The organism is Lentzea roselyniae, from assembly GCF_039537795.1.
GTDB classification, from domain to species: domain Bacteria; phylum Actinomycetota; class Actinomycetes; order Mycobacteriales; family Pseudonocardiaceae; genus Lentzea; species Lentzea atacamensis.
Genome location: NZ_BAABBE010000011.1, coordinates 34351 through 53448, shown reverse-complemented (window position 1 = coordinate 53448; position 19098 = coordinate 34351). Strand labels below are relative to the sequence as shown.

The window sequence follows — 19098 nt, the reverse complement described above, 5'->3', positions numbered from 1 at the left end:
ACGTGGATCAGTTGGCCGCTGCCGTTCTGCTGCCTGGGTTTCACGGAACGACCGCCCCCGACTGGTTGCTGCGGCGGGTCGCTGACGGTCTCGGCGGCGTGGTGCTCTTCGGCCGCAACGTCGTCGACGACGCCCAGGTGACCGCGCTGTGCGGTGAACTGCGTTCGGTGCGCCCGGACGTGGTGATCGGCATCGACGAGGAGGGCGGCGACGTCACTCGTCTCGACGCGGGCCACGGCTCCGAGGTGCCGGGAAACCACGCCCTGGGCGCGGCGGACGATCTGGACCTCACCCGCTCGGTCGCCGCGTCGATCGGCGCGCGGCTGGCGCATTGCGGCATCTCGCTGAACCTCGCGCCGTCCGCCGACCTCGTCCTCACCCTGGACGACCCGATCATCGGCGTCCGCTCGTTCGGTTCGGACCCCGTGCTGGCCGCGCGGCACGTCGCCGCGTGGGTCGAGGGACTGCAGGCCGTCGGCGTTGCCGCGTGTGCCAAGCACTTCCCCGGCCACGGAGCGTCCACCGAGGACTCCCACGAGCAGCTTCCGGTCCTGCCGCGCACCGAGGAACAACTCCGCGCGGTGGAGCTGGTGCCGTTCCAGGCCGCCGTGCACGCGGGTGTGCGGTCGATCATGACCGGCCACCTCGTCGTGCCAGAGTGGGGCAGCGCGCCGGTGACGTTGAACAAGCACGCGATCAACCTGCTGCGCTCCGAGCTGGGCTTCACCGGCGCGGTGATCACCGACGGCCTGGACATGAAGGCCGTTGGTGGCGACTTGGCCGTCGGCGCCGTGCGCGCGCTGGCCGCGGGTGTCGACGCGCTGTGCCTCGGCGGCATCGCGCTGGACGACGACGACCTCCAGTGGCTGATCGAGTCGATCGTGGCCGCCGTGAAGTCCGGCGAGCTCTCCCAGGAACGCCTGGCTCAGGCGGCCGCGCGGTCACTGGCCCTCGGGCTTCCGCCGTCGACCGTCGACGCCCACGACGCCGAGATAGGTCTCACGGCCGCTCGACGTGCTGTCGAGGTGCGCGGCCGGGTTGATGCCGGTACGTCTCCGGTGGTCGTCGACCTGGTGGTGGACCCGTCCATCGCGGTGGGCGACGTCCCGTGGGGGCTCGGGCCGTATCTGCGCGAGGTGCTTCCCGGCACCGAGGTGATCGCGTCACGCGACGTCTCCGCCGAAGAAGTTGCGCGGGCCGCCGGCGACCGGACGATTGTGGTGGTGACGCGAGACGCACATCGCCACACCAGCGCTCGACAACTGGTAACAAACTTAACTAATCTGGGCCTGGACGTGGTGCACGTCGAAACCGGCGTGCCGGGTCCTGACCTGGGCAGCGTCGCCCGCATCGACACCCACGGCGGTTCTCGGGTGAGCCTCCGAGCCGCGGCCGAGCTGATCCTGAAAGGCACGACATGACCACGCCCCAGCCAGGCCGGCACATGGCAGCGGAGATCGCCGCGCAGCCGTCGATCTTCTCCTCGCTCTACGCGTCACGTTCGTCGATCGCCGAGGTCGCCGCCGTGATCCGCGAGCGGGCGCCGCGCTTCGTGCTGTTCGCCGCGCGCGGGTCGAGCGACCACGCCGCTATCTACGCGAAGTACCTGACCGAGATCCTGCTGCAGCTCCCGGCCGGACTGGTCTCCGCCTCGACGACCACCCTCTACGGCGCCGAGCCCGACCTGCGCGACGTCCTGCTGATCACCGTCTCGCAGTCCGGTGGCTCTCCCGACCTGCTGGAGGTCACCGCCTCGGCCCGCCGCCGCGGTGCCCTGACCGTGGCCGTGACGAACACGCCGGAGTCCCCGCTCAACGCCGCCGCCGAGCTCTCGGTGGACGTCGCCGCGGGGGTCGAGCACGCGGTCGCCGCCACGAAGACGTACTCCGCGACCTTGCTGGCGCTGTACCTGCTGATCGACGCCGTGCGCGGTGGCGACGGCGCGGCGGCGGCCTCGCTGGGCGACCTGGCCCAGGTGACGCTGGACGCGTCGGCTCCGACGGTCGAGGAAGCGGTGCGGCGCTACCGGTTCGTGGACCGGGTGCTGACGACCGGGCGTGGCTACTCATACGCGACGGCACTGGAAGCGTCGCTGAAGCTCGCCGAGACGTCGTACCTCGCGGCGCGGGCGTACAGCGGCGCGGACCTGCTGCACGGTCCCGTGGCTGCTGTCGACGGCGAAACCGCCGTGCTGGCGATCACGTCGCTGGGCAAGGGCGGCGACTCGCTGCTGGACGCGCTGGAGGTGGTGAACCAGCGCGGCGCGGACGTCGTGGCCGTCGGTTCCGCTTCCGAGAAGGTGCCTTCCGCGTTGTCGATCGGCATCCCGGAGACGGCAGAGGAAGTGGCGCCGGTGCTGGAAATCCTTCCGGTGCAACGCCTCGCGCACGGCCTGGCTCTGGCGCGCGGTGGCGACCCGGACAGCCCGCGGGGCCTGAACAAGGTCACCCGGACGCTGTGAAACGCCGAAAGGGCCGCCCGGATCTGCTCCGGGCGGCCCTTTCGCTCTGCTCAGCCGAAGATCTCCTCGACGAGCCGTGCCGTCGCCTGCTGGAACGGCACGGCCAGGGACAGGCCGGCGTCGTCCACGTAGTTGAGCGCGGCGGTCAGGGATTTGCTGCCGTCGACCGTGCAGTACATCAACGCCGCGTGGCCCATGATGCCGCCGTTGTGGGTGATGACCTTGCCGCTGCCCGTTTCCTGCACGAACACGCCGAGGCCGCAGGGCACCTTGGTGTGCGGCTCGAACATCTCGGTCAGCAGCGGGCCGGCACGAGCTTGCCGCTCACGAGCGCGATGACGAAGGTGTGCAGGTCGGCGGTCGTCGAGATCATGTCGCCACCGCTGGAGATCCACGACGGGTTGTGACGGGTGACGTCGATCGCCTTCTCCTCACCGGCGACCTCGTACCGGTAGTAGGCGTGGGCGTGCGGCTCGCCGATCTCCGTCTCGGTGGTCGGCACCACGGTGTCCACCAGCCCGAGCGGCTCGAAGATCAGTCGCCGCATCTCCTCGGCGAGTGAGCGGCCGGTGACCTTCTCGATCAGCAGCCTGGCGATCACGTAGCTGGTGTTGGAGTAGCTCCAGTCCGCGCCCGGCACGAACCGCGCGGGCTTGGCGAGTGCCAGCCGCACCAGTTCCTCCGGCAGGTGGGTCCTGAACCGGTTGTTCACCCATTCCTCGCCCTGCCAAGGGATTCCGGGCACGACCGTGCCGTCTTCGTGGACCTCACCGGTGAAGTTGAAGATCCCGCTGGTGTGCTGCAACAGCATTCGCACGGTGATCCGCCGGTCGATCCCGAACTCGGGCAGGTGGTCGTCCACCGGGCCGTCCAGCTCGATCCTGCCCTCGGCCACCAGTTGCAGCACCGCGGTCGCGACGAAGGTCTTGGTGTTGCTGCCGATCCGGACCCTGCCGTCGAGCGGCGGCGCCGCGCTCTTCCCGAGCTCGCTCAGCCCGGCGGAGCCGACCCACTCACCGCGCTCGTCGTGCACGCGGACCTGCAGGCCGGTGAAGCCGGTCTCGACGATCTCCTGGATGGTGTTCTGCATTGTGATCAGCCCCAGTGCTCATTGTTTCCGATGTCGAAAACGCTACGTTGCGTTCACAGACAAAGGCAACGAGCACGGGGCCAACGATCAGCATCTATTCAGTTCAGAGCCGCCATATTGTTGCAACGGCTCTGTTTTCAATGCAACGATCACGACTCAGCTTCGTTGCAATGAGTTCGTACGAAACGCTACTGACCCGCGGTCGCGTACCCGGCAGAGACGGGCTGAACGGGCACCTCGGCGTCGAACACGACCTCGCCGTCGACCCACACCTTCTTCGGGCGCAGGTCGTCGTCCCACCACACCAGGTCGGCGACAGCACCGGGCGCGAGACGGCCGAGACCGGACTCCCCGATGACCTCGGCCGGAACGATCGTGGCCGAAGCGAGCGCGTCCGCCATCGGCACACCCACGGACACGATGTTCCGCACCGCGCGGTCGAGCGTGAGGGCGGACCCGGCGATCGTCCCCTCCGGCGAACGCGGCACACCGTCCTCGGTCAGCAGCACGTCGGTGCCGCCGAGGTGGTAGCGACCGGGCGGCATCCCGGCCGCCGCAACGGCATCGGTGACCAGAGCGACCCGCGCCCCGGCCGCGTTGAACACCAACCGGCACACGTCCGGCCCCACGTGCGCGAGGTCGGCGATCAACCCGAGCGTGAAACGCTCGTCCACCAACGCCACACCGGGCACGCCGGGTTCGCGGTGGCCGAGCGGGCGCTGAGCGTTGAACAGGTGCGTGACCATGCGCGCGCCGGCGTCGGCCGCCGCACGCGTCTGCTCACCAGTGGCGTCGGAGTGGCCCACAGCGACCAGAACCCCGGCCTCGACGAGCCGCCGGACGGCCTCCAGGCCGCCGGGCTGCTCCGGCGCCATCGTCACCATCCGCAGGGCGCGGCGGAGCGTGTCGTCGTTGAGCAGAGCCGAAATCTGGTCCGGTCCCGGCTCGACCATGAACGACGGGTCGTGCACACCAGCCCGTTTCGGCGACAGAAACGGGCCCTCGAGGTGCACGCCGAGGGGACGCGCTCCCACTCCGTCCGGCAGCGCGGCCGAGGCGGCCAGCACCGCACGGGCCTGGCGCAGCACCACGTCGACGGGCGCGGTGATCAACGTCGGCAAGAACCGGGTCACACCGGTCGAAGGCAGAGCCTCGGCCACCGACCGCATCCCGGCGGCGTCCACCTCGGCGAAGTCGACGCCCACGGCGCCGTTCACCTGGACGTCGACGAGGCCGGGTGTGAGCAGTCCGTCGGACAGAACCTCCGCGCCGGGTGGTGCTTCACCGGTGGTCACCTCGACGATGCGGCCGTCCCTGATCCGCACCGAGGCAGGACCGACGATCGTGCGACCGAGCAAAGCGCGCGGTGCTGCGACAACGGCGTCCAAGATCCCTCCTTGAATGGTCCAGACCATTATGGCGACAACGGGGGTTCGCGTCACGTATCGTTAGTAGATAACCATCCCACATCCCAACCCGTGAATCACGGCCATTCGTGCGGGGATGCGCCGAAGATGACCAACTGTGGCGCATACTGGTCCTCAGACATCCGAGGTCTACGACGAGTTGAGGGTGCCGTGGCAGTCACTGACGATGCGATCCTGCGCGTCAAGGAGATGATCGTTTCGGGCGAGCTCAAGCCCGGCGACCGCCTCCCGCGTGAGGCTGACCTGGCCGAACGCCTCGGCCTCTCGCGCAACTCCCTGCGCGAGGCCGTGAAGGCACTGTCACTCGTCCGAGTGCTCGACGTCCGCCAGGGCGACGGCACGTACGTCTCGTCACTGCGCGCGGACGACCTGCTCGGCGCGCTCTCGTTCGTCCTCGACCTGCACCGCGGCGAGGACTCGGTCCTCGAAGTTCTGCAGGTCCGCCGCATCCTCGAACCCGCTGCCGCCGCGATGGCCGCCCAGCGCATCGACCCGGACGAGGTCATCAAGCTCCGCGCCCTGTGCGACGCCGCCGAGTCCGCGAAGTCCGTCGAGGAGCTCGTCGAGCACGACCTGGACTTCCACCGCGCCATCGCCCAGTGCTCCGGCAACGCCTACCTGGCCCAGCTGCTCGACACGCTGGCCGGGCCGACGGTCCGGGTGCGGATCTGGCGCGGCATCACGCAGTCGAACGCAGTGGATCGCACGGTGGCCGAGCACCGCGCCATCGTCGACGCGCTGGCCGCTCATCAGCCGGAGCTCGCCCGGAGCTGGTCGACGGTGCACGTGGCCGGCGTCGAGCAGTGGCTTTCAGACCTGGCGTAGCTGCTCCAGCACCGCACGCACGGCGGGTTGCCCGTCCGCCCGATGCCGCACAACAGCAGACACCGTCCGGAACACCTGCTGCTTCAACGGCCGCAACGCCACCCCGGGCCGCCGCGCGACGGACGGCACCAGCGCCACCCCGAGCCCGGCCTCGACGAGCCCGCACATGACACCGAAGTCGTCGCAGTAGGCCTGCGCCCGCGGCACGAACCCCGCGGCCCCACACGCCCGCTGCGTCAGCTCGTGGCACGACGCGTCGGTACGCGGCATGATCCACGGCCGGTCCGCGAGCAAAGACAGGTCCACAGAATCCTGCTGCACCAATGGGTCGCTCAACGGCAGCGCCACGTTCACCGGCTCCACGAACAGCTCGTGCGACTCGCACGACTCGGGCAGCGAGCGCGGCATGATGTTGTACGAGTGGATGACCGCGATGTCGATGTCCCCACGCCGCAACGCCGGCAGTGAGGCTTCCGGTTCCATCTCGTGCACGAAAAGGTCCACATCGGACCCGTGCGCCGAGCGCAGCACCTGGATCACGCGCGGCAGCAAGGCCGCGACCGACACGAACGCGCCGATCCGCACCACGCCGGAGACCGAGGTCCGCAGCGAGGCCAGGTCCGCCTCGGCGGCGGCGAGCTGATCCAGCACCAGCTGCGTGTGCGCCGCCAGCACGTGTCCGGCGCGGGTCAGCGTCAACCGCCGGCCCTCGCGTTCGACCAGCGCGACGCCTGCCTCGCGTTCCAGGGCGGCCAGCTGCTGGGAGACCGCGGGAGACGTGACGTGCAGGGCCTCGGCTGCGGCGGTGACCGTGCCGTGGACCGAGAGAGCGTGGAGCAACCTCAACCGCCGAACGTCCAACACAAAGCTCAGCTTAACATTCCGGGCAGAACTTCTAACTGGAACTTCGCATACGTTCAAGTCACCCTGGAGTCATGTTCGGACGAGTGCTGGTAGCGATGGTCACCCCGTTCACCCCCGACGGTGACCTGGACCTCAAGGGTGCGCAGGAGCTGGCGGCGCATCTCGTGGACAAACAACGCGTGGACGGGCTGGTCGTCAACGGCACGACCGGCGAGGCGCCGACCACGACCGACGCGGAGAAGGCGCAGGTCATCAAGGCTGTCGCCGAGGCCGTCGGTGACCGGGCCAAGGTGCTCGCGGGCGTCGGCACCAACTCCACCCGCCACACCATCGAGCTCGCCCGCCAGGCAGAGGAGAACGGCGCGCACGGCCTGCTCGTCGTGACGCCGTACTACAGCAAGCCCACGCAGGAGGGCGTCGAGAACCACTTCAGGCAGGTGGCCGACGCGTCCGGCCTGCCCGCCCTGCTCTACGACATCCCCGCCCGCACGGCGACGGCGATCGAGACGGAGACGCTGCTCCGGCTCGCCGAGCACCCGCGGATCGTCGGCGTGAAGGACTGCAAGGTCGACCTGCTGGCGACCGCGCGCGTGATCGCGGAGACCGGGCTCGACTACTACTCCGGCAACGACGAGCTGATCCTGCCGCTGTACTCGATCGGTGGCGTCGGCACGGTCAGCACCGTCGGCCACGTCGTCGGCAACGAGATCAAGGCGATGCTCGACGCCTTCGACGAGGGCGACAACAAGGAAGCACTGCGCCGCCACCAGGCCATGCTGCCGGTGTTCACGGCGATCATGACCCGCGAGCCCGGCGCGGTGGCGGTCAAGGCCGCGCTCAACCTGCTCGGTCTCCCGGCGGGTCCGGTCCGCGAGCCGCTGACCGGTGCCACGCCGAAGCTGATCAACGAGCTCAAGGCCCTGTTCGTCTAGAGCGCGTAGACCCGGCGAGCAGTGCCAGAGAAGATCGCGGCCTGCTCGTCGGGTGACAGCTCCGACACGAGTTCCCGAGCCGCGTCCAACCACTCCTCATAAGTGGCTGCCAGCAGGCAGACGGGCCAGTCGGAGCCGAACATCAGGCGGTCGGCGCCGAAAGCGTCGAGCACAACCTCGAAGTACGGCCGCAGAGCAGCCACGTCCCACGACTTCCAGTCGGCCTCGGTGACCAGGCCCGACAGCTTGCACGTCACGTTCTCGTGCTCCGCCAGCGACCGCACCAGCTCGGCCCACTCACCCGCATCGGACCCGATCGCGGGCTTCGAGCAGTGGTCCAGCACGAAGGACACGTTCGGCAACGCCGCCACGGTCTTGCGCGCCGCCGGCAGCTGGTGCGGCAACGTCAGCAGCTCGTAGATCAGCCCGTACGAGCCGACAGCCGCGAGCCCGCGCCAGACGTCCTTGCGGCACAACCACTCCGGATCCGGCTCGCCCTGCACCTGGTGCCGGATCCCGCGCAGCCACGCCCCGTTCGAGCCGTCCGTCAACGCCGCCAGCTCATCGCCCACGGCAGGCGAAGTCAGATCGGTCCAGCCCACCACCGCGGCCACGATGTCCGAAGACGCCGCCACCGCCAGGAACTCCGGCGTCTCCTCCGGCACGCACACCGTCTGCACCAGCACCGAAGCCGAGACCTCAGGTGCCGCGGCGACGAAGTCCGGCTCCAGGAACGACCGCCGGATCACGCCCATCGGCGGGTCGGTGATCCAGTCCTGGTCGCGGACGGACAGGTCCCACAGGTGGTGGTGGGCGTCGACGATCACGGCGTCGGCACCTCCGGGTCGAGCAGGTCCAACGCCTTCAGCTCGTTCCACAGGTCCGCGGGGATCGAAGCGGAGAAGTTCGCCGCGTTGGCCGTCATCTGCTCCGCCGTCCGCGACCCGATCACCACCGACACCACCGCGGGATGACCCAGCGGAAACTGGATCGCGGCCTGCGGCAGCGTCACACCGTGCCGCTCGCACACCTCGGCGATCGACCGGGCCCGCGTGACCAGCTCGGGCGGCGCGGTCTCGTAGTTGTACCTCGCGTCGGAGGGCACCTCGGGCTTCGACAACAACCCGGAGTTGAACACGCCGCACGCCACCACCGAAACACCGCGTTCCGCGCACAGCGGCAGGAACGAGACCAGCGACGGCTGCTCCAGCAACGTGTACCGCCCGGCCAGCATCACCACGTCGATGTCGGTCTGGCGGACGAACCGCTCCGGCATCTCCCACTGGTTCATGCCCACGCCGATGGCGCCGACCACGCCCTGCGACCGCAGATCCTCCAGCGCCGGATAGGCCTCGCCGAACGCCACATCCCAGTAGTCGTCGGGATCGTGGATGTAGACGATCTCCACCCGGTCGGTGTCGAGACGCTCCAAGGAGGACTCGATCGACCTGCGGACCCTGTCCGCCGAGTAGTCCCGCACCCGGCGGAAGTGCCGCGGCACCGCGAAACCCTCGTCGTCCAGGCCATCGCCGTCGAACGGCTCCAGCAGCCGGCCGACCTTCGTGGAGATCACGTACTCGTCGCGCGGCCGCCCGGCCAGCGCCACGCCCAGCCGCCGCTCCGACAGCCCGAGCCCGTAGTGCGGCGCGGTGTCGAAGTATCGGACGCCGGTCTGCCACGCCGCCTCGACCGCACCGAAGGCCACCTCGTCGGGGACCTCCCGGTAGAGATTGCCGATCGGCGCAGCGCCGAAGCCCAGACGAGAAACAGCAACCTTCACGGCAGCTCCCACACGAGTCGCACATCGGGTTCGGCGCCGGAGTAGTCGTCTTCGACCTCCAGCAGTTCAGCCATCTCAGCCTGCCACGGAATGTTGGCCGGGTGGGTGGCCAAATGGGCGCGCATGGCCTTGTAGTCGTCCACTTCGACGAGATGGAACAACTCACGGCCGGACCGCCAGATCCGCCACGAATGCACCCCGGCCTCGCGCAGCGCGACGTCCAGCTCGGCAGGGATCCGCGCGTGGATCCGGTCGTAGTCGGCCTCCCGCCCCTCACGAAGCCGGGTGTGCAGTGCGACGGTCTCCACGGCTCACTCCTGCTTCTGGCCGGTCGCGAACCGGGTCACGATCAGCGCGAGGATGATCACCGCGCCGTACGAGGCCTTGATGTAGAACCCGGACACGCCCTGCAGCCGCAGGATCTGCTCGACCAGGCCGAGCATCAGCACACCGGACAGCGCCCCGAACAGCGTGCCCTTGCCGCCCTGCAGCGAGATGCCGCCGATCACCGCGGCCGCGAAGACCTGGAAGATCATGCCCTCGCCCTGCGTCGCGGCGACCGAACCGAGCCGCCCGGTCATCAGGATGCCCGCGATCACCGCCAGCACCGAGCCGATGATCAGCACGATCCACACCACGCGGTCCACCCGGATGCCCGCGGCACGCGCGGCCTCCGAGTTGCCGCCGATCGCGTACAACGAACGGCCGGCGCGCAGGTACTTCAGCACGAAGATGCCCGCGGCGTAGCAGATGATGCAGATCCACACCGCCGCCGGCAGCCCGAGCCAGGTCGTGGAACCCAGGTACAGGAACGACTCCGGCACGTCGATCAGCGACTTGCCCTCGGTGATCGCGAGCTGCAGGCCGCGCAGCGCGGTCAGCATGCCCAGGGTCACCATGAACCCGGACAGCCCGACCTTCAGGATCAAGAACCCGTTCAGGCCACCGATCGCGACACCGATGAGCAGGCACAACGGCAGCGCCATCCACGCGGCGAGCCCGACGTCCAGCCCGCCGGACGACGCCGGGATGATCAACGCGACCGCCAGCGCGGGCGCGAGACCGACCGTGGACTCGAGCGACAGGTCCATCTTGCCGACGATCAGGATCATCGCCTGGCCCAGCACCAGCAACGAGAGCTCGCTCTGCTGGGTCAGCACCGCGATCAGGTTGCCCGGTGTCAGGAAGATCGGCGAGAGGACCGCCCCGATGATCAGCAGAATGATGATCACAGGAACGAGCGCCAGGTCCTGGTAGCGCGCGAACTGGAACTTCTGCCTGGGAGGCGGCGCAGGCGCCGAGACCGGTGGTGTCATGGCCTTCGTCATTCCGAGCTCATTCCTTCAATGGCGGCGATGAGTTCCTGGTCGCGCCAGCCGCGTGCGAACTCGCGCACCACCTGGCCGTGGAACATCACCAGAACACGGTCGCAAACGCGCAGGTCGTCGAGCTCGTCGGACACGACGATCGCCGCCTTGCCCCTGCGCGCCTGCGCGTCGACGACCCCGAGCAGCGACTCCTTGGACTTCACGTCCACACCGGCGGTCGGGTTGATCAGCACCAGCACGGACGGGTCGTTGGCGAGTGCCCGCGCCATCACGACCTTCTGCTGGTTGCCTCCGGACAGGTCGGACACGGGCTGGTCCGGCCCGGCGGCCTTGACGTCGTACGAGGCGATCGCGGTGCTGCCGGCGGAACGTTGCGCCGACGGCCACACGAAGGAGCCCACCGTGCTCATCGTCGCGTTCTCCGCGATCGACAGGTCGAGCACGAGCCCCTGGTGGTGGCGATCCCGTGGCACACAACCGATCCCTGCCTTCAAGGCAGCCGGGACGTCACCGCCGCGCACCGCGGAGCCGTCCACCGAGATCGAGCCGGACGACGGCTTGCGCAGCCCGTAGACGGTCTCGGCGAACTCGTGCTTGCCGGACGACGCGCTGCCCGCGAGCCCGATGACCTCGCCCCGCGTCGCCGACAGCGAGATGTCCGAAAAGGACTCCCCGCTCAACGCCGAGACCTTCAGCACCTCATCGGAGGAAGAAGGCCGGTCGTCGCCGCTGGGCACGTTGAGCCCGCCCGCCTCACCGGTCATCGCCTCGATCAGGTCCGGCTTGGACATCTCGGCGACCGGCGCGGTGACGATGTGCCGCGCGTCGCGGTAGACCGTCACCGTCTGGCAGACCTCGTAGACCTCCTGCAGGTGGTGGGAGATGAAGAGGAACGTCACTCCCTTGTCCTGCAACGACCTCATCCGGTCGAACAGCCGCTCGATCGCCGGGCCGTCGAGCTGCGCGGTCGGCTCGTCGAGGATCACGAACCGGGAGCCGATCGACAGCGCCCGCGCGATCTCGACGAGCTGCCGCTGCTCGACGGTCAGCGCGGACACCAGCTCGTCCGGGTTGACCGCGACGTCGTAGGTCTCCAGCAGCTCGGAAGCCTGGTACCGCAGCTTCTTCCAGCTGATCAGGCCGCCGCCGAGGTCCTGCCGGTTGATGAACAGGTTCTCGGCGACCGACAGCTCCGGCACCACCGTCGACTTCTGGTACACGCACGCGACGTGACGGCGCCACGCCGCGCGGTCGGCGACGGGCGGCGCGGGTTCGCCGAAGAAGCTGACCTCACCCGCGTCCGGCACCTGCATGCCGGTCAGGATCGAGACCAGCGTCGACTTGCCCGCGCCGTTGCGACCGACGAGCGCGTGCGACTCACCGGCCCGGATCTCGATGCCCACGTCGTCCAACGCGAGCGTCCGCCCGAACCGCTTCGTCACGCCACGCGCGGTGGCTGCGAATTCACTCATTTCGCGATCTGGTTGCCCCAGAAGGCCTTGTCGTCGACGTTCTCCTTGGTGATCAGCGGTGCCGGGAGCTGGTCCTCCAGGCGGCCGCCGCCGACGTCGACGATGGTGGAGTCGTGGTCGGTCTTGCCGGGCTGGAACGTCTTGCCCTCGACCGCGGCCTTGGCGTAGAAGAGCGCCCACTGCGCGTAGAGGTCGGCCGGCTGCGAGACGGTCGCGTCGATCTCACCCTTGCGGATGGCCTCCAGCTCCGACGGGATGCCGTCGTTGGAGACGATGAAGATGTGCTTGGGGTCGCTCGGCGGGACCAGCAGGTTCTTCTGCCGCAGCACCTGCAGCGTCGGCGCGAGGAACACGCCACCGGCCTGCATGTAGATGCCGTTGATGTCCGGGTGCTGGTTGAGCCTGGTCTGCAGGGCGGCGGACGCCTTCGGGCCCTCCCAGTCGGTCGGCTCCTCGAACACCGTGATGCCGGGGTAGTTCTGCTTCATGCAGGCGGCGAACGCCTCGGAGCGGTCACGGCCGTTGACCGACGACAGCGCGCCCTGGAACTCGATGACCTTGCCCTTGCCACCGAGCTTGTCGCCGAGGAACTTGCAGGCCTTCTCGCCGTACGCCTTGTTGTCCGCGCGCACGACCATGTACGTCTTGCCCTTGTCCGGGCGGGTGTCGACGGTGATCACGGGGATCTTCGCCTTGTCGAGCCGATCAAGGGTGGACGCGATCGCGCCGGTGTCCTGCGGGGCCATCACGATCGCCTTGGCGCCCTGCGACTGCAGCGACTGCGCGTTGGCGACCAGGTTCTCCACCTTGTTCTGCGAGTTGGTGGGGTTCAGCAGGTTGATGCCGAGTTCCTTGGCCTTGTCCGGGAAGTACTTGATGTACGAGTTCCAGAAGTCGGAGTCGGCCCGCGGGTGGTCGGCACCGATCGGGCCGACGCCACCAGCGCCTGTTCCGGCGGCTCCACCGCCACAGGCGGTCAGTGTCAGTGCACCGGCGAGCGCGAGGCATACCGCGGCGGTGAGGTTGCGACGCTTCATTGTCGTGTTGCCTTTCATGACTGCTTGGGACGCAAGCGCAAGCCATACATGCCACCGTCGACGGCGAGGATCGTGCCTGCGGTGGAACCGGACAGCGGGCTCGCCAGGTAGGCGATCGCGCCCGCGACCTCATCGGCGGAGACCAGACGGCCGTGCGGCTGGCGTGCCTCCAACGCGGCTCGTTCGGCTGCCGGATCCGGTGCCGAGTCGAGCAGACGGCCCACCCACGGGGTGTCCGCCGTGCCGGGAGCGACCGCGTTGACGCGAATGCCTTCGCGCACGTGGTCGGCGGCCATCGCGAGCGTCAGCGAGTACACCGCACCCTTGCTGGCCGAGTAGAGAGCACGCTGCGGGAGCCCGGCCCAGGCAGCGATGGAACAGGTGTTGACGATCGCCGCCGACGGCGACTTCCGCAGGTGCGGCAACGCGGCCCGCGAGACGCGGACCATGCCGAGCACGTTGACGTCCAGCACTTTCGACCACTCAGCGTCGGTGTTGGCCGTGACGTCACCCTGCGCGCCGATGCCCGCGTTGTTGACGACGACGTCGAGACGGCCGAACCGCTGCACGACCTCGTCGATCGCGGCTTTCACGCTGTCGTCGTCGGACACGTCCGCGCGGATGCCGACGAGCGGGTCCTTCACGTCCGGGTTGAGGTCCAGCGCCACGACCGTCGCTCCCCTGCTCGACAGCAGGTTCGCCGTGGCGAGGCCGATGCCGGACGCGCCGCCGGTGACGACGGCGACAAGGCCTTCGAACTCAGTCACTCTCGCCCTCCAGTGCCGTCCACACCGGACCCTCTGGGTAGAGGTAGTCGGACAGCGTCTCGTCCTTGAGCTGAGCGGAGAATCCCGGCTCGGCGGGTGCCAGGTAGCGGCCGTTCTCGACGACGGCCGGGTCCAGGAAGTGCTCGTGCAGGTGGTCGACCCACTCGATCACGCGTTCGCCGATCTCGCCGGAGATCGCGACGTAGTCGAAGAACGACAGGTGCCTGACCAGCTCGCAGAGGCCGACGCCGCCCGCGTGCGGGCACACCGGCACCTCGAACTTCTTGGCCAGCAACAGGATCGCGATGTTCTCGTTCACGCCCGCGACCCGGCACGCGTCGAGCTGCAGCACGTCGATCGCCCCGGCCTGGAGGAACTGCTTGAACACCACGCGGTTCTGCACGTGCTCACCGGTCGCGACCCTGATCGGGGCCAGCGCGTCGGCGATCGCGCGGTGTGCCAGCACGTCGTCCGGCGAGGTGGGCTCCTCGATCCAGTACGGGTTGTACGGCGCCAGCTCACGCATCCAGCGCACCGCCGTGTCGACGTCCCAGCGCTGGTTCGCGTCGACCGCCACGCGCACCTCGTCGCCGACGACCTCACGGGCGAGCTTCATCCGGCGCACGTCGTCGTCGAGGCTGCCGCCGACCTTGAGCTTGATCATGTCGAAGCCGTCGGCGAGCGCCTGGCGGGCGAGGCCGGCGAGCTTCTCGTCGGAGTAGCCGAGCCAGCCGGGTGACGTCGTGTACGCCGGATATCCGTCGCGGGCGACCGTTTCCGCGCGCTCGGCCTTGCCGCGCTCGACCTTGCGCAGGATCTGCAGCGCTTCGTCCGGCGTCAGCGCGTCGCTCAGGTAGCGGAAGTCGACGAGGCTGACGATCTCCTCCGGCGTCATCTGGGCGAGGAACCGCCAGACCGGTAACCCGGCGCGGCGGGCGGCGAGGTCCCACGCGGCGTTGACGACGGCGCCGATCGCCATGTGCGCGACGCCCTTCTCGGGGCCGAGCCAGCGGATCTGCGAGTCGCCGATCAGCTCGAAGTACAGCTCTCCCAGCGCTTTCGCGTTCTCCGGCACGTCCTTGCCGACGACGTGCGGGGCGAGCGCCTTGATGGCGGCAGCCTGCACGTCGTTGCCGCGGCCGATGGTGAACGCGAGCCCGTGGCCCTCCGGTCCGTCGTCGGTCCGCAGCACCACGTACGCGGCGCTGTAGTCCGGGTCCGGGTTCATCGCGTCGGAGCCGTCGAGCTCGCGCGACGTGGGAAACCTGATGTCCAGGACGTCCAATGCGGTGATCTTGGGCATGGGTCAGGCCTGCCCGAGGGTCTGCTTCTGCCTGCCGAGACCCTCGATCTCCAGCTCGACGACGTCACCGGCGCGCAGGTACGGCTTGGGCTCCGGCTGGCCCAGCGCCACTCCAGCGGGTGTACCTGTGTTGATCACGTCACCCGGTCGAAGGACGAGGAACTGGCTCAGGTAGCGCACGATCTCCGCGACCGGGAAGATCATGTTCTTGGTGGACGAGTTCTGCTTGATCTCGCCGTTCACCCAGAGCCGCATCTCCAGGCTCTGCGGATCGGAGATCTCGTCGGCGGGCACGAGGAAGGGACCGAGCGGGTTGAACGTCTCGCAGTTCTTGCCCTTGTCCCACGTCCCGCCGCGCTCGATCTGGAACTCCCGCTCGGAGACGTCGTGCGAGAGCACGTACGCGCCGACGCAGGCCAGAGCGTCCTCTTCGGACTCGAGGTAGCGAGCGGTGCGCCCGATGACGACGCCGAGCTCGACCTCCCAGTCGGTCTTCACCGACCGGCGCGGGACGAGCACTTCGTCGTACGGGCCCACGATCGTGTCGGGCGTCTTCAGGAACATCACCGGCTCGCCGGGGATCTCCGCGCCGGTCTCCTCCGCGTGGTCGCGGTAGTTGAGGCCGATGCAGATGACCTTGCCGGGATGCGCGAGCGGCGGTCCGGTGCGGAGCCCCTCGGCGTCGAGCACCTCCAGCTCACCGGCTTCGAGGGCCGCTCGGACGCGGGCGACGCCGTCGTTCGCGAGGAACGCGCCGTCGATGTCGGGCGTGATCGGCAGGAGGTCGTATGTGGCCCCGTCGTCAGTCCTCACCGCAGGACGTTCATCGCCGACCGGCCCCAGGCGCAAAAGCTGCACGGCCGTTCCTCCTCTACTCACACCGCCGAAATACATCGGATGTATAGCCCCGCGAGGGCACGTTCGTCTAGGTCTCGACGTGAAGTCGTCCGATGAATAGGAGGGGTTGATCATGAAGTTGGTGGCCGCATCACTCCTGGCGGGCGCACTGCTCACACCATCCGGCCCAGCCGAGCGCGTAACCGTTTTCGTGGAGCTGACCTCGGTCGCCGCCGTCGACACGGCGACCGTTACACAGGCGCGTTCAGCCCGCGAGCGGACGTCGGCCCAGGCTTCTCGAGTGGTTTCCCGGTCAGGTGGCCAGGAGGTTGCACGAACGTCCAACGCCGTCCCCGGCCTGGTTCTCGCGACGGAAAAGTCCCGCCTGTCGGCTTTGTCGCGCATGCCCGAGGTGCGGGCCGTCCACCGGATGGTGCCGAAGAAGCTCGCCAACGCGCACGCCGTCCGTCTCACACGGACCGCCGACGCGTGGAAGTCGTTCGGGCGGTTCGGCGACGGTGTCCGCATCGGCGTGATCGACACCGGGATCGACTACCGGCACGCGGACTTCGGTGGCGGCTCGTACCCGAACGCGAAGGTGGTCGGCGGGCACGACTTCGCGGGTGACGAGTACACCGGGACGTCCGGGTCGCTGCCGGAGCCGGACGCGGATCCGATGGACTGCGATGGGCACGGCACACACGTCGCCGGGACCGCGGCGGGGTTCGGGGTGAACAGCGACGGCTCCACCTATCGCGGGTCGTACTCCTCCGTCGACCTCGACTCGTTGAAGATCGGACCGGGGACGGCGCCTCTCGCGTTGCTCTACGCGCTGAAGGTGTTCGGCTGCAAGGGCGGGACGAACCTGACCGCACAGGCGCTGGACTGGGCGCTCGATCCCAATGGTGACGGGGACTTCTCCGACCGGCTCGACGTGGTGAACCTGTCGCTGGGCAGCGATTTCGGTGCTTCCGACGACCCGGACTCGTTGTTCGTGCGCAAGCTGGTGCAGCACGGGGTGGTCGTCGTCGCGGCGGCCGGGAACGGTGGCGACTCCTACGACGTGGCAGGGTCGCCGGGCAACTCGCCCGAGGCGATCTCGGTGGCGAACAGCCGGGACGCGTTCTCGATGCTGGACGGGCTGGAGGTGGCCGGCAAGCGGTGGCCGGGGCAGTACAGCCTCGGTTTCAAGCAGGCCTTCGACCTCACGCTGCCGGTGGTGCGGCTTTCGTCCGATGTGGATGGCTGCAAGCCGATCGCAGAGCCGCTGGCAGGAAAGATCGTCTGGCTGGAGTGGGACGACAACGACGCCACTCGTGCCTGCGGTACCGCGGTCCGGACGGACAACGCCTGGAAAGCCGGGGCGGCCGGGGTGCTGCTGCCGACCTCCTTGCCGGTGTTCGCGGCCGCGATCGCCGGTAATGCACACATTCCGGCGTTTCAGCTGACGGCGGCGGCCGCTACCGCTTTGCGTCCCGCGTTGGAGGCCGGGACGCTGACGGTGCACCTGACGTCCGCGTTGAAGCTCGCGGTGCCGTCGTTGGAGCCCTCGATCGCGGACACGATCACTCCGTCTTCTTCGCGGTCTCGTTCGTCGATCTCGCTGGCCGCGCCCGGTGACACGGTCTTCTCCGCCGCCGCGGGGACTGCCTCCGGCGGTGTTTCGCTGGGCGGGACGTCGATGGCTTCACCGCACGTCGCCGGGATCGCGGCGCTGCTGCGCGAGGCCCATCCGCAGTGGACCGTCGCGGAGATCAAGGCAGCGTTGATGAACACCGCTTCCGGTGTCGTCCGGTCTGCCGACGGCGTGCGCGAGGCACCGATGCGAGTCGGCGCCGGCCGTGTCGACGGACTCGCGGCTCTGTCAGCCGACGTGCTGGCGGTGGGCGATGCGTCGTTCGGCACGGTCGAGGTGGGCGGCCCGCTGCTGAACCACCGAACGATCCGACTGCTGAACAAGGGGACGACTCCTGTCCGCCTGCGTGCGCAGTATGAGCCGATCACGTCGGTTCCCGGCGTGTCGTTCCAGGTCATCCCGCCGCACGTGGCGCTGCCGCCGGGCGGGTCGGCGCGGGTCAGCGTGCAGCTGTGGATCTTGAACCCGGCGGCGTTGAGCAAGACACCAGACCCCACCGTCGCACTGGACGACGGACGGCAGTTCCTGGCGGAGGCGTCCGGCTTGGTGACGTTCTCGGGCGACCGTTCGCTGCGGGTGCCGGTCTACGCGGCGCCGAAGCCGGTGTCGCGGCTGACCGTGATCGCCGGGCGGGTCGTCGGCAAGGGTCTTGATCAGCAGGACTACCGCGCCCGCATGACCGTCCTGCGGCTCGGTGCCCACTCCGACCGGCTACCCGACTGCGGCCAGGACGTCCAGGACAACTGTGCCGTCAACCGCACGGCCCGTGGCGGCGACCTGCGTTACGTGGGCGCGACGGCGACTCCGGAGCTGCTGGCGTTCGGCGTCGCGACCTGGGACACGTGGACCAACCTCGGCAGCAACACCCAGCCGGAGGTGCGGTTCTCCGTGGGCGGCAAGGACTTCGTGACCACGGCCGTGAAGCCGACCAACGCCGATGACGAGGTGACGGCCGACATCTGGCTGGCGCGCACCGTCGTCGCGGGCACCGAGGAGGTCGTGGACGAGCAGCCGCTGAACGGTCTGGACGGCTCCTCCGACACGAACGTGTTCGACAGCGACGTCGTCGTACTACCGGTGTCGCGCTCGGTGCTGCCGCCGGGCCCGGTGACCTACACCGTCGGCGTCGACAGCCCCTACATCGCGCCGGCGGACTCCGACGAGCTGATCGACGTTGCTCCTTCTGCCGTGTTCTCCTACGAGGTGGTCGTCCCGTCACTGTCCACTGTGGTCCATCCGGGTGATCGGGTTCCGGCCGGGTCGCTGGTGTTCTTCCACCACAACGCAACCGGTAACCGCGCGCTGACCAGGTGACACCCGGTTGGGCGTGCCCTCGCCG

Annotated in this window: 18 protein-coding genes; 5 read left to right on the top strand and 13 right to left on the bottom strand. The window is 69.0% G+C overall.

Annotated features, from left to right (window positions below):
• Nucleotides 1-2: 2 nt before the first annotated feature.
• Both ABFX45_RS20805 and ABFX45_RS20800 read left to right on the top strand, forming a co-directional pair.
• Nucleotides 3-1421: a glycoside hydrolase family 3 protein gene (locus ABFX45_RS20805; protein WP_109631446.1), complete on the top strand. Its 1419-nt coding sequence runs from the start codon at nucleotides 3-5 to the stop codon at nucleotides 1419-1421.
• Nucleotides 1418-2461, top strand: coding sequence for an SIS domain-containing protein (locus ABFX45_RS20800; protein ID WP_346131726.1), 1044 nt, complete (start codon nucleotides 1418-1420; stop codon nucleotides 2459-2461). The genes ABFX45_RS20805 and ABFX45_RS20800 overlap by 4 nt, the downstream gene beginning before the upstream one ends.
• Nucleotides 2462-2511: 50 nt before the next feature.
• Here the strand turns inward: ABFX45_RS20800 and ABFX45_RS20795 are convergent, their stop codons facing one another.
• From ABFX45_RS20795 to nagA, 3 genes are all read right to left on the bottom strand, one after another.
• Nucleotides 2512-2751 carry a hypothetical protein gene (locus ABFX45_RS20795; RefSeq protein ID WP_346131725.1) on the bottom strand — a complete coding sequence of 80 codons (240 nt, stop codon included), beginning with the start codon at nucleotides 2749-2751 and terminating at the stop codon, nucleotides 2512-2514.
• 5 nt (nucleotides 2752-2756) lie between these two features.
• A complete protein-coding gene (locus ABFX45_RS20790) occupies nucleotides 2757-3551 on the bottom strand; it encodes a serine hydrolase domain-containing protein (RefSeq protein ID WP_346131724.1) in 795 nt (264 codons plus the stop codon).
• A gap of 188 nt (nucleotides 3552-3739) precedes the next feature.
• A complete protein-coding gene (nagA, locus tag ABFX45_RS20785) occupies nucleotides 3740-4939 on the bottom strand; it encodes an N-acetylglucosamine-6-phosphate deacetylase (RefSeq protein WP_346131723.1) in 1200 nt (399 codons plus the stop codon).
• Nucleotides 4940-5128: 189 nt separating this feature from the next.
• Between nagA and ABFX45_RS20780 the strand changes: the two genes are divergently transcribed.
• Entirely contained in the window at nucleotides 5129-5803 is a 675-nt protein-coding gene (locus ABFX45_RS20780) for a FadR/GntR family transcriptional regulator (RefSeq protein WP_109631436.1), read from the top strand.
• Here the strand turns inward: ABFX45_RS20780 and ABFX45_RS20775 are convergent.
• Nucleotides 5789-6649 carry a LysR family transcriptional regulator gene (locus ABFX45_RS20775; RefSeq protein ID WP_211337138.1) on the bottom strand — a complete coding sequence of 287 codons (861 nt, stop codon included), beginning with the start codon at nucleotides 6647-6649 and terminating at the stop codon, nucleotides 5789-5791. The genes ABFX45_RS20780 and ABFX45_RS20775 overlap by 15 nt on opposite strands.
• An 89-nt stretch (nucleotides 6650-6738) precedes the next feature.
• Here ABFX45_RS20775 and dapA point away from each other — a divergent pair, with 89 nt between their 5' ends.
• The gene (gene dapA, locus ABFX45_RS20770) at nucleotides 6739-7599 is read left to right on the top strand and encodes a 4-hydroxy-tetrahydrodipicolinate synthase (RefSeq protein WP_109631430.1); all 861 of its coding nucleotides are present in this window, start codon (nucleotides 6739-6741) and stop codon (nucleotides 7597-7599) included.
• Here the strand turns inward: dapA and ABFX45_RS20765 are convergent.
• The 9 genes from ABFX45_RS20765 to ABFX45_RS20725 are packed head-to-tail and all read right to left on the bottom strand — an operon-like array spanning nucleotide 7596 to nucleotide 16144.
• The gene (locus tag ABFX45_RS20765) at nucleotides 7596-8426 is read right to left on the bottom strand and encodes an amidohydrolase family protein (RefSeq protein WP_109631427.1); all 831 of its coding nucleotides are present in this window, start codon (nucleotides 8424-8426) and stop codon (nucleotides 7596-7598) included. The genes dapA and ABFX45_RS20765 overlap by 4 nt on opposite strands.
• On the bottom strand, nucleotides 8423-9379 hold the full coding sequence (locus ABFX45_RS20760; protein WP_346131722.1) for an aldo/keto reductase: 957 nt from the start codon (nucleotides 9377-9379) through the stop codon (nucleotides 8423-8425). The genes ABFX45_RS20765 and ABFX45_RS20760 overlap by 4 nt, the downstream gene beginning before the upstream one ends.
• Entirely contained in the window at nucleotides 9376-9687 is a 312-nt protein-coding gene (locus ABFX45_RS20755; RefSeq protein ID WP_109631421.1) for an L-rhamnose mutarotase, read from the bottom strand. Before ABFX45_RS20755 ends, ABFX45_RS20760 begins: the two co-directional genes overlap by 4 nt.
• A gap of 3 nt (nucleotides 9688-9690) precedes the next feature.
• Nucleotides 9691-10707 carry an ABC transporter permease gene (locus tag ABFX45_RS20750; RefSeq protein WP_112231020.1) on the bottom strand — a complete coding sequence of 339 codons (1017 nt, stop codon included), beginning with the start codon at nucleotides 10705-10707 and terminating at the stop codon, nucleotides 9691-9693.
• Nucleotides 10704-12179 (bottom strand): sugar ABC transporter ATP-binding protein, encoded by a 1476-nt coding sequence (locus ABFX45_RS20745; RefSeq protein ID WP_346131721.1) that lies wholly within the window; start codon nucleotides 12177-12179, stop codon nucleotides 10704-10706. Before ABFX45_RS20745 ends, ABFX45_RS20750 begins: the two co-directional genes overlap by 4 nt.
• The gene (locus ABFX45_RS20740; RefSeq protein WP_109631410.1) at nucleotides 12176-13216 is read right to left on the bottom strand and encodes a sugar ABC transporter substrate-binding protein; all 1041 of its coding nucleotides are present in this window, start codon (nucleotides 13214-13216) and stop codon (nucleotides 12176-12178) included. The genes ABFX45_RS20745 and ABFX45_RS20740 overlap by 4 nt, the downstream gene beginning before the upstream one ends.
• A 14-nt stretch (nucleotides 13217-13230) precedes the next feature.
• Entirely contained in the window at nucleotides 13231-13983 is a 753-nt protein-coding gene (locus tag ABFX45_RS20735) for an SDR family NAD(P)-dependent oxidoreductase (RefSeq protein ID WP_109631407.1), read from the bottom strand.
• Nucleotides 13976-15286: an enolase C-terminal domain-like protein gene (locus ABFX45_RS20730; RefSeq protein WP_346131720.1), complete on the bottom strand. Its 1311-nt coding sequence runs from the start codon at nucleotides 15284-15286 to the stop codon at nucleotides 13976-13978. Before ABFX45_RS20730 ends, ABFX45_RS20735 begins: the two co-directional genes overlap by 8 nt.
• Nucleotides 15287-15289: 3 nt before the next feature.
• Nucleotides 15290-16144 (bottom strand): fumarylacetoacetate hydrolase family protein, encoded by an 855-nt coding sequence (locus tag ABFX45_RS20725; protein WP_109631401.1) that lies wholly within the window; start codon nucleotides 16142-16144, stop codon nucleotides 15290-15292.
• 112 nt (nucleotides 16145-16256) lie between these two features.
• On the opposite strand from ABFX45_RS20725, the gene ABFX45_RS20720 reads away from it, so the two are divergent.
• On the top strand, nucleotides 16257-19073 hold the full coding sequence (locus ABFX45_RS20720; protein ID WP_428834176.1) for a S8 family peptidase: 2817 nt from the start codon (nucleotides 16257-16259) through the stop codon (nucleotides 19071-19073).
• Nucleotides 19074-19098: the final 25 nt, after the last annotated feature.

Bases quoted from the DNA above. Each gene is read 5' to 3' on its own strand.
- ABFX45_RS20800 (WP_346131726.1), top strand. From the start codon at position 1,418: ATGACCACGCCCCAGCCAGGCCGGCACATGGCAGCGGAGATCGCCGCG.
- ABFX45_RS20795 (WP_346131725.1), bottom strand. From the start codon at position 2,751: ATGTTCGAGCCGCACACCAAGGTGCCCTGCGGCCTCGGCGTGTTCGTG.
- ABFX45_RS20790 (WP_346131724.1), bottom strand. From the start codon at position 3,551: ATGCAGAACACCATCCAGGAGATCGTCGAGACCGGCTTCACCGGCCTG.
- dapA (WP_109631430.1), top strand. From the start codon at position 6,739: ATGTTCGGACGAGTGCTGGTAGCGATGGTCACCCCGTTCACCCCCGAC.
- ABFX45_RS20750 (WP_112231020.1), bottom strand. From the start codon at position 10,707: ATGACGAAGGCCATGACACCACCGGTCTCGGCGCCTGCGCCGCCTCCC.
- ABFX45_RS20745 (WP_346131721.1), bottom strand. From the start codon at position 12,179: ATGAGTGAATTCGCAGCCACCGCGCGTGGCGTGACGAAGCGGTTCGGG.
- ABFX45_RS20740 (WP_109631410.1), bottom strand. From the start codon at position 13,216: ATGAAGCGTCGCAACCTCACCGCCGCGGTATGCCTCGCGCTCGCCGGT.
- ABFX45_RS20730 (WP_346131720.1), bottom strand. From the start codon at position 15,286: ATGCCCAAGATCACCGCATTGGACGTCCTGGACATCAGGTTTCCCACG.
- ABFX45_RS20720 (WP_428834176.1), top strand. From the start codon at position 16,257: ATGAAGTTGGTGGCCGCATCACTCCTGGCGGGCGCACTGCTCACACCA.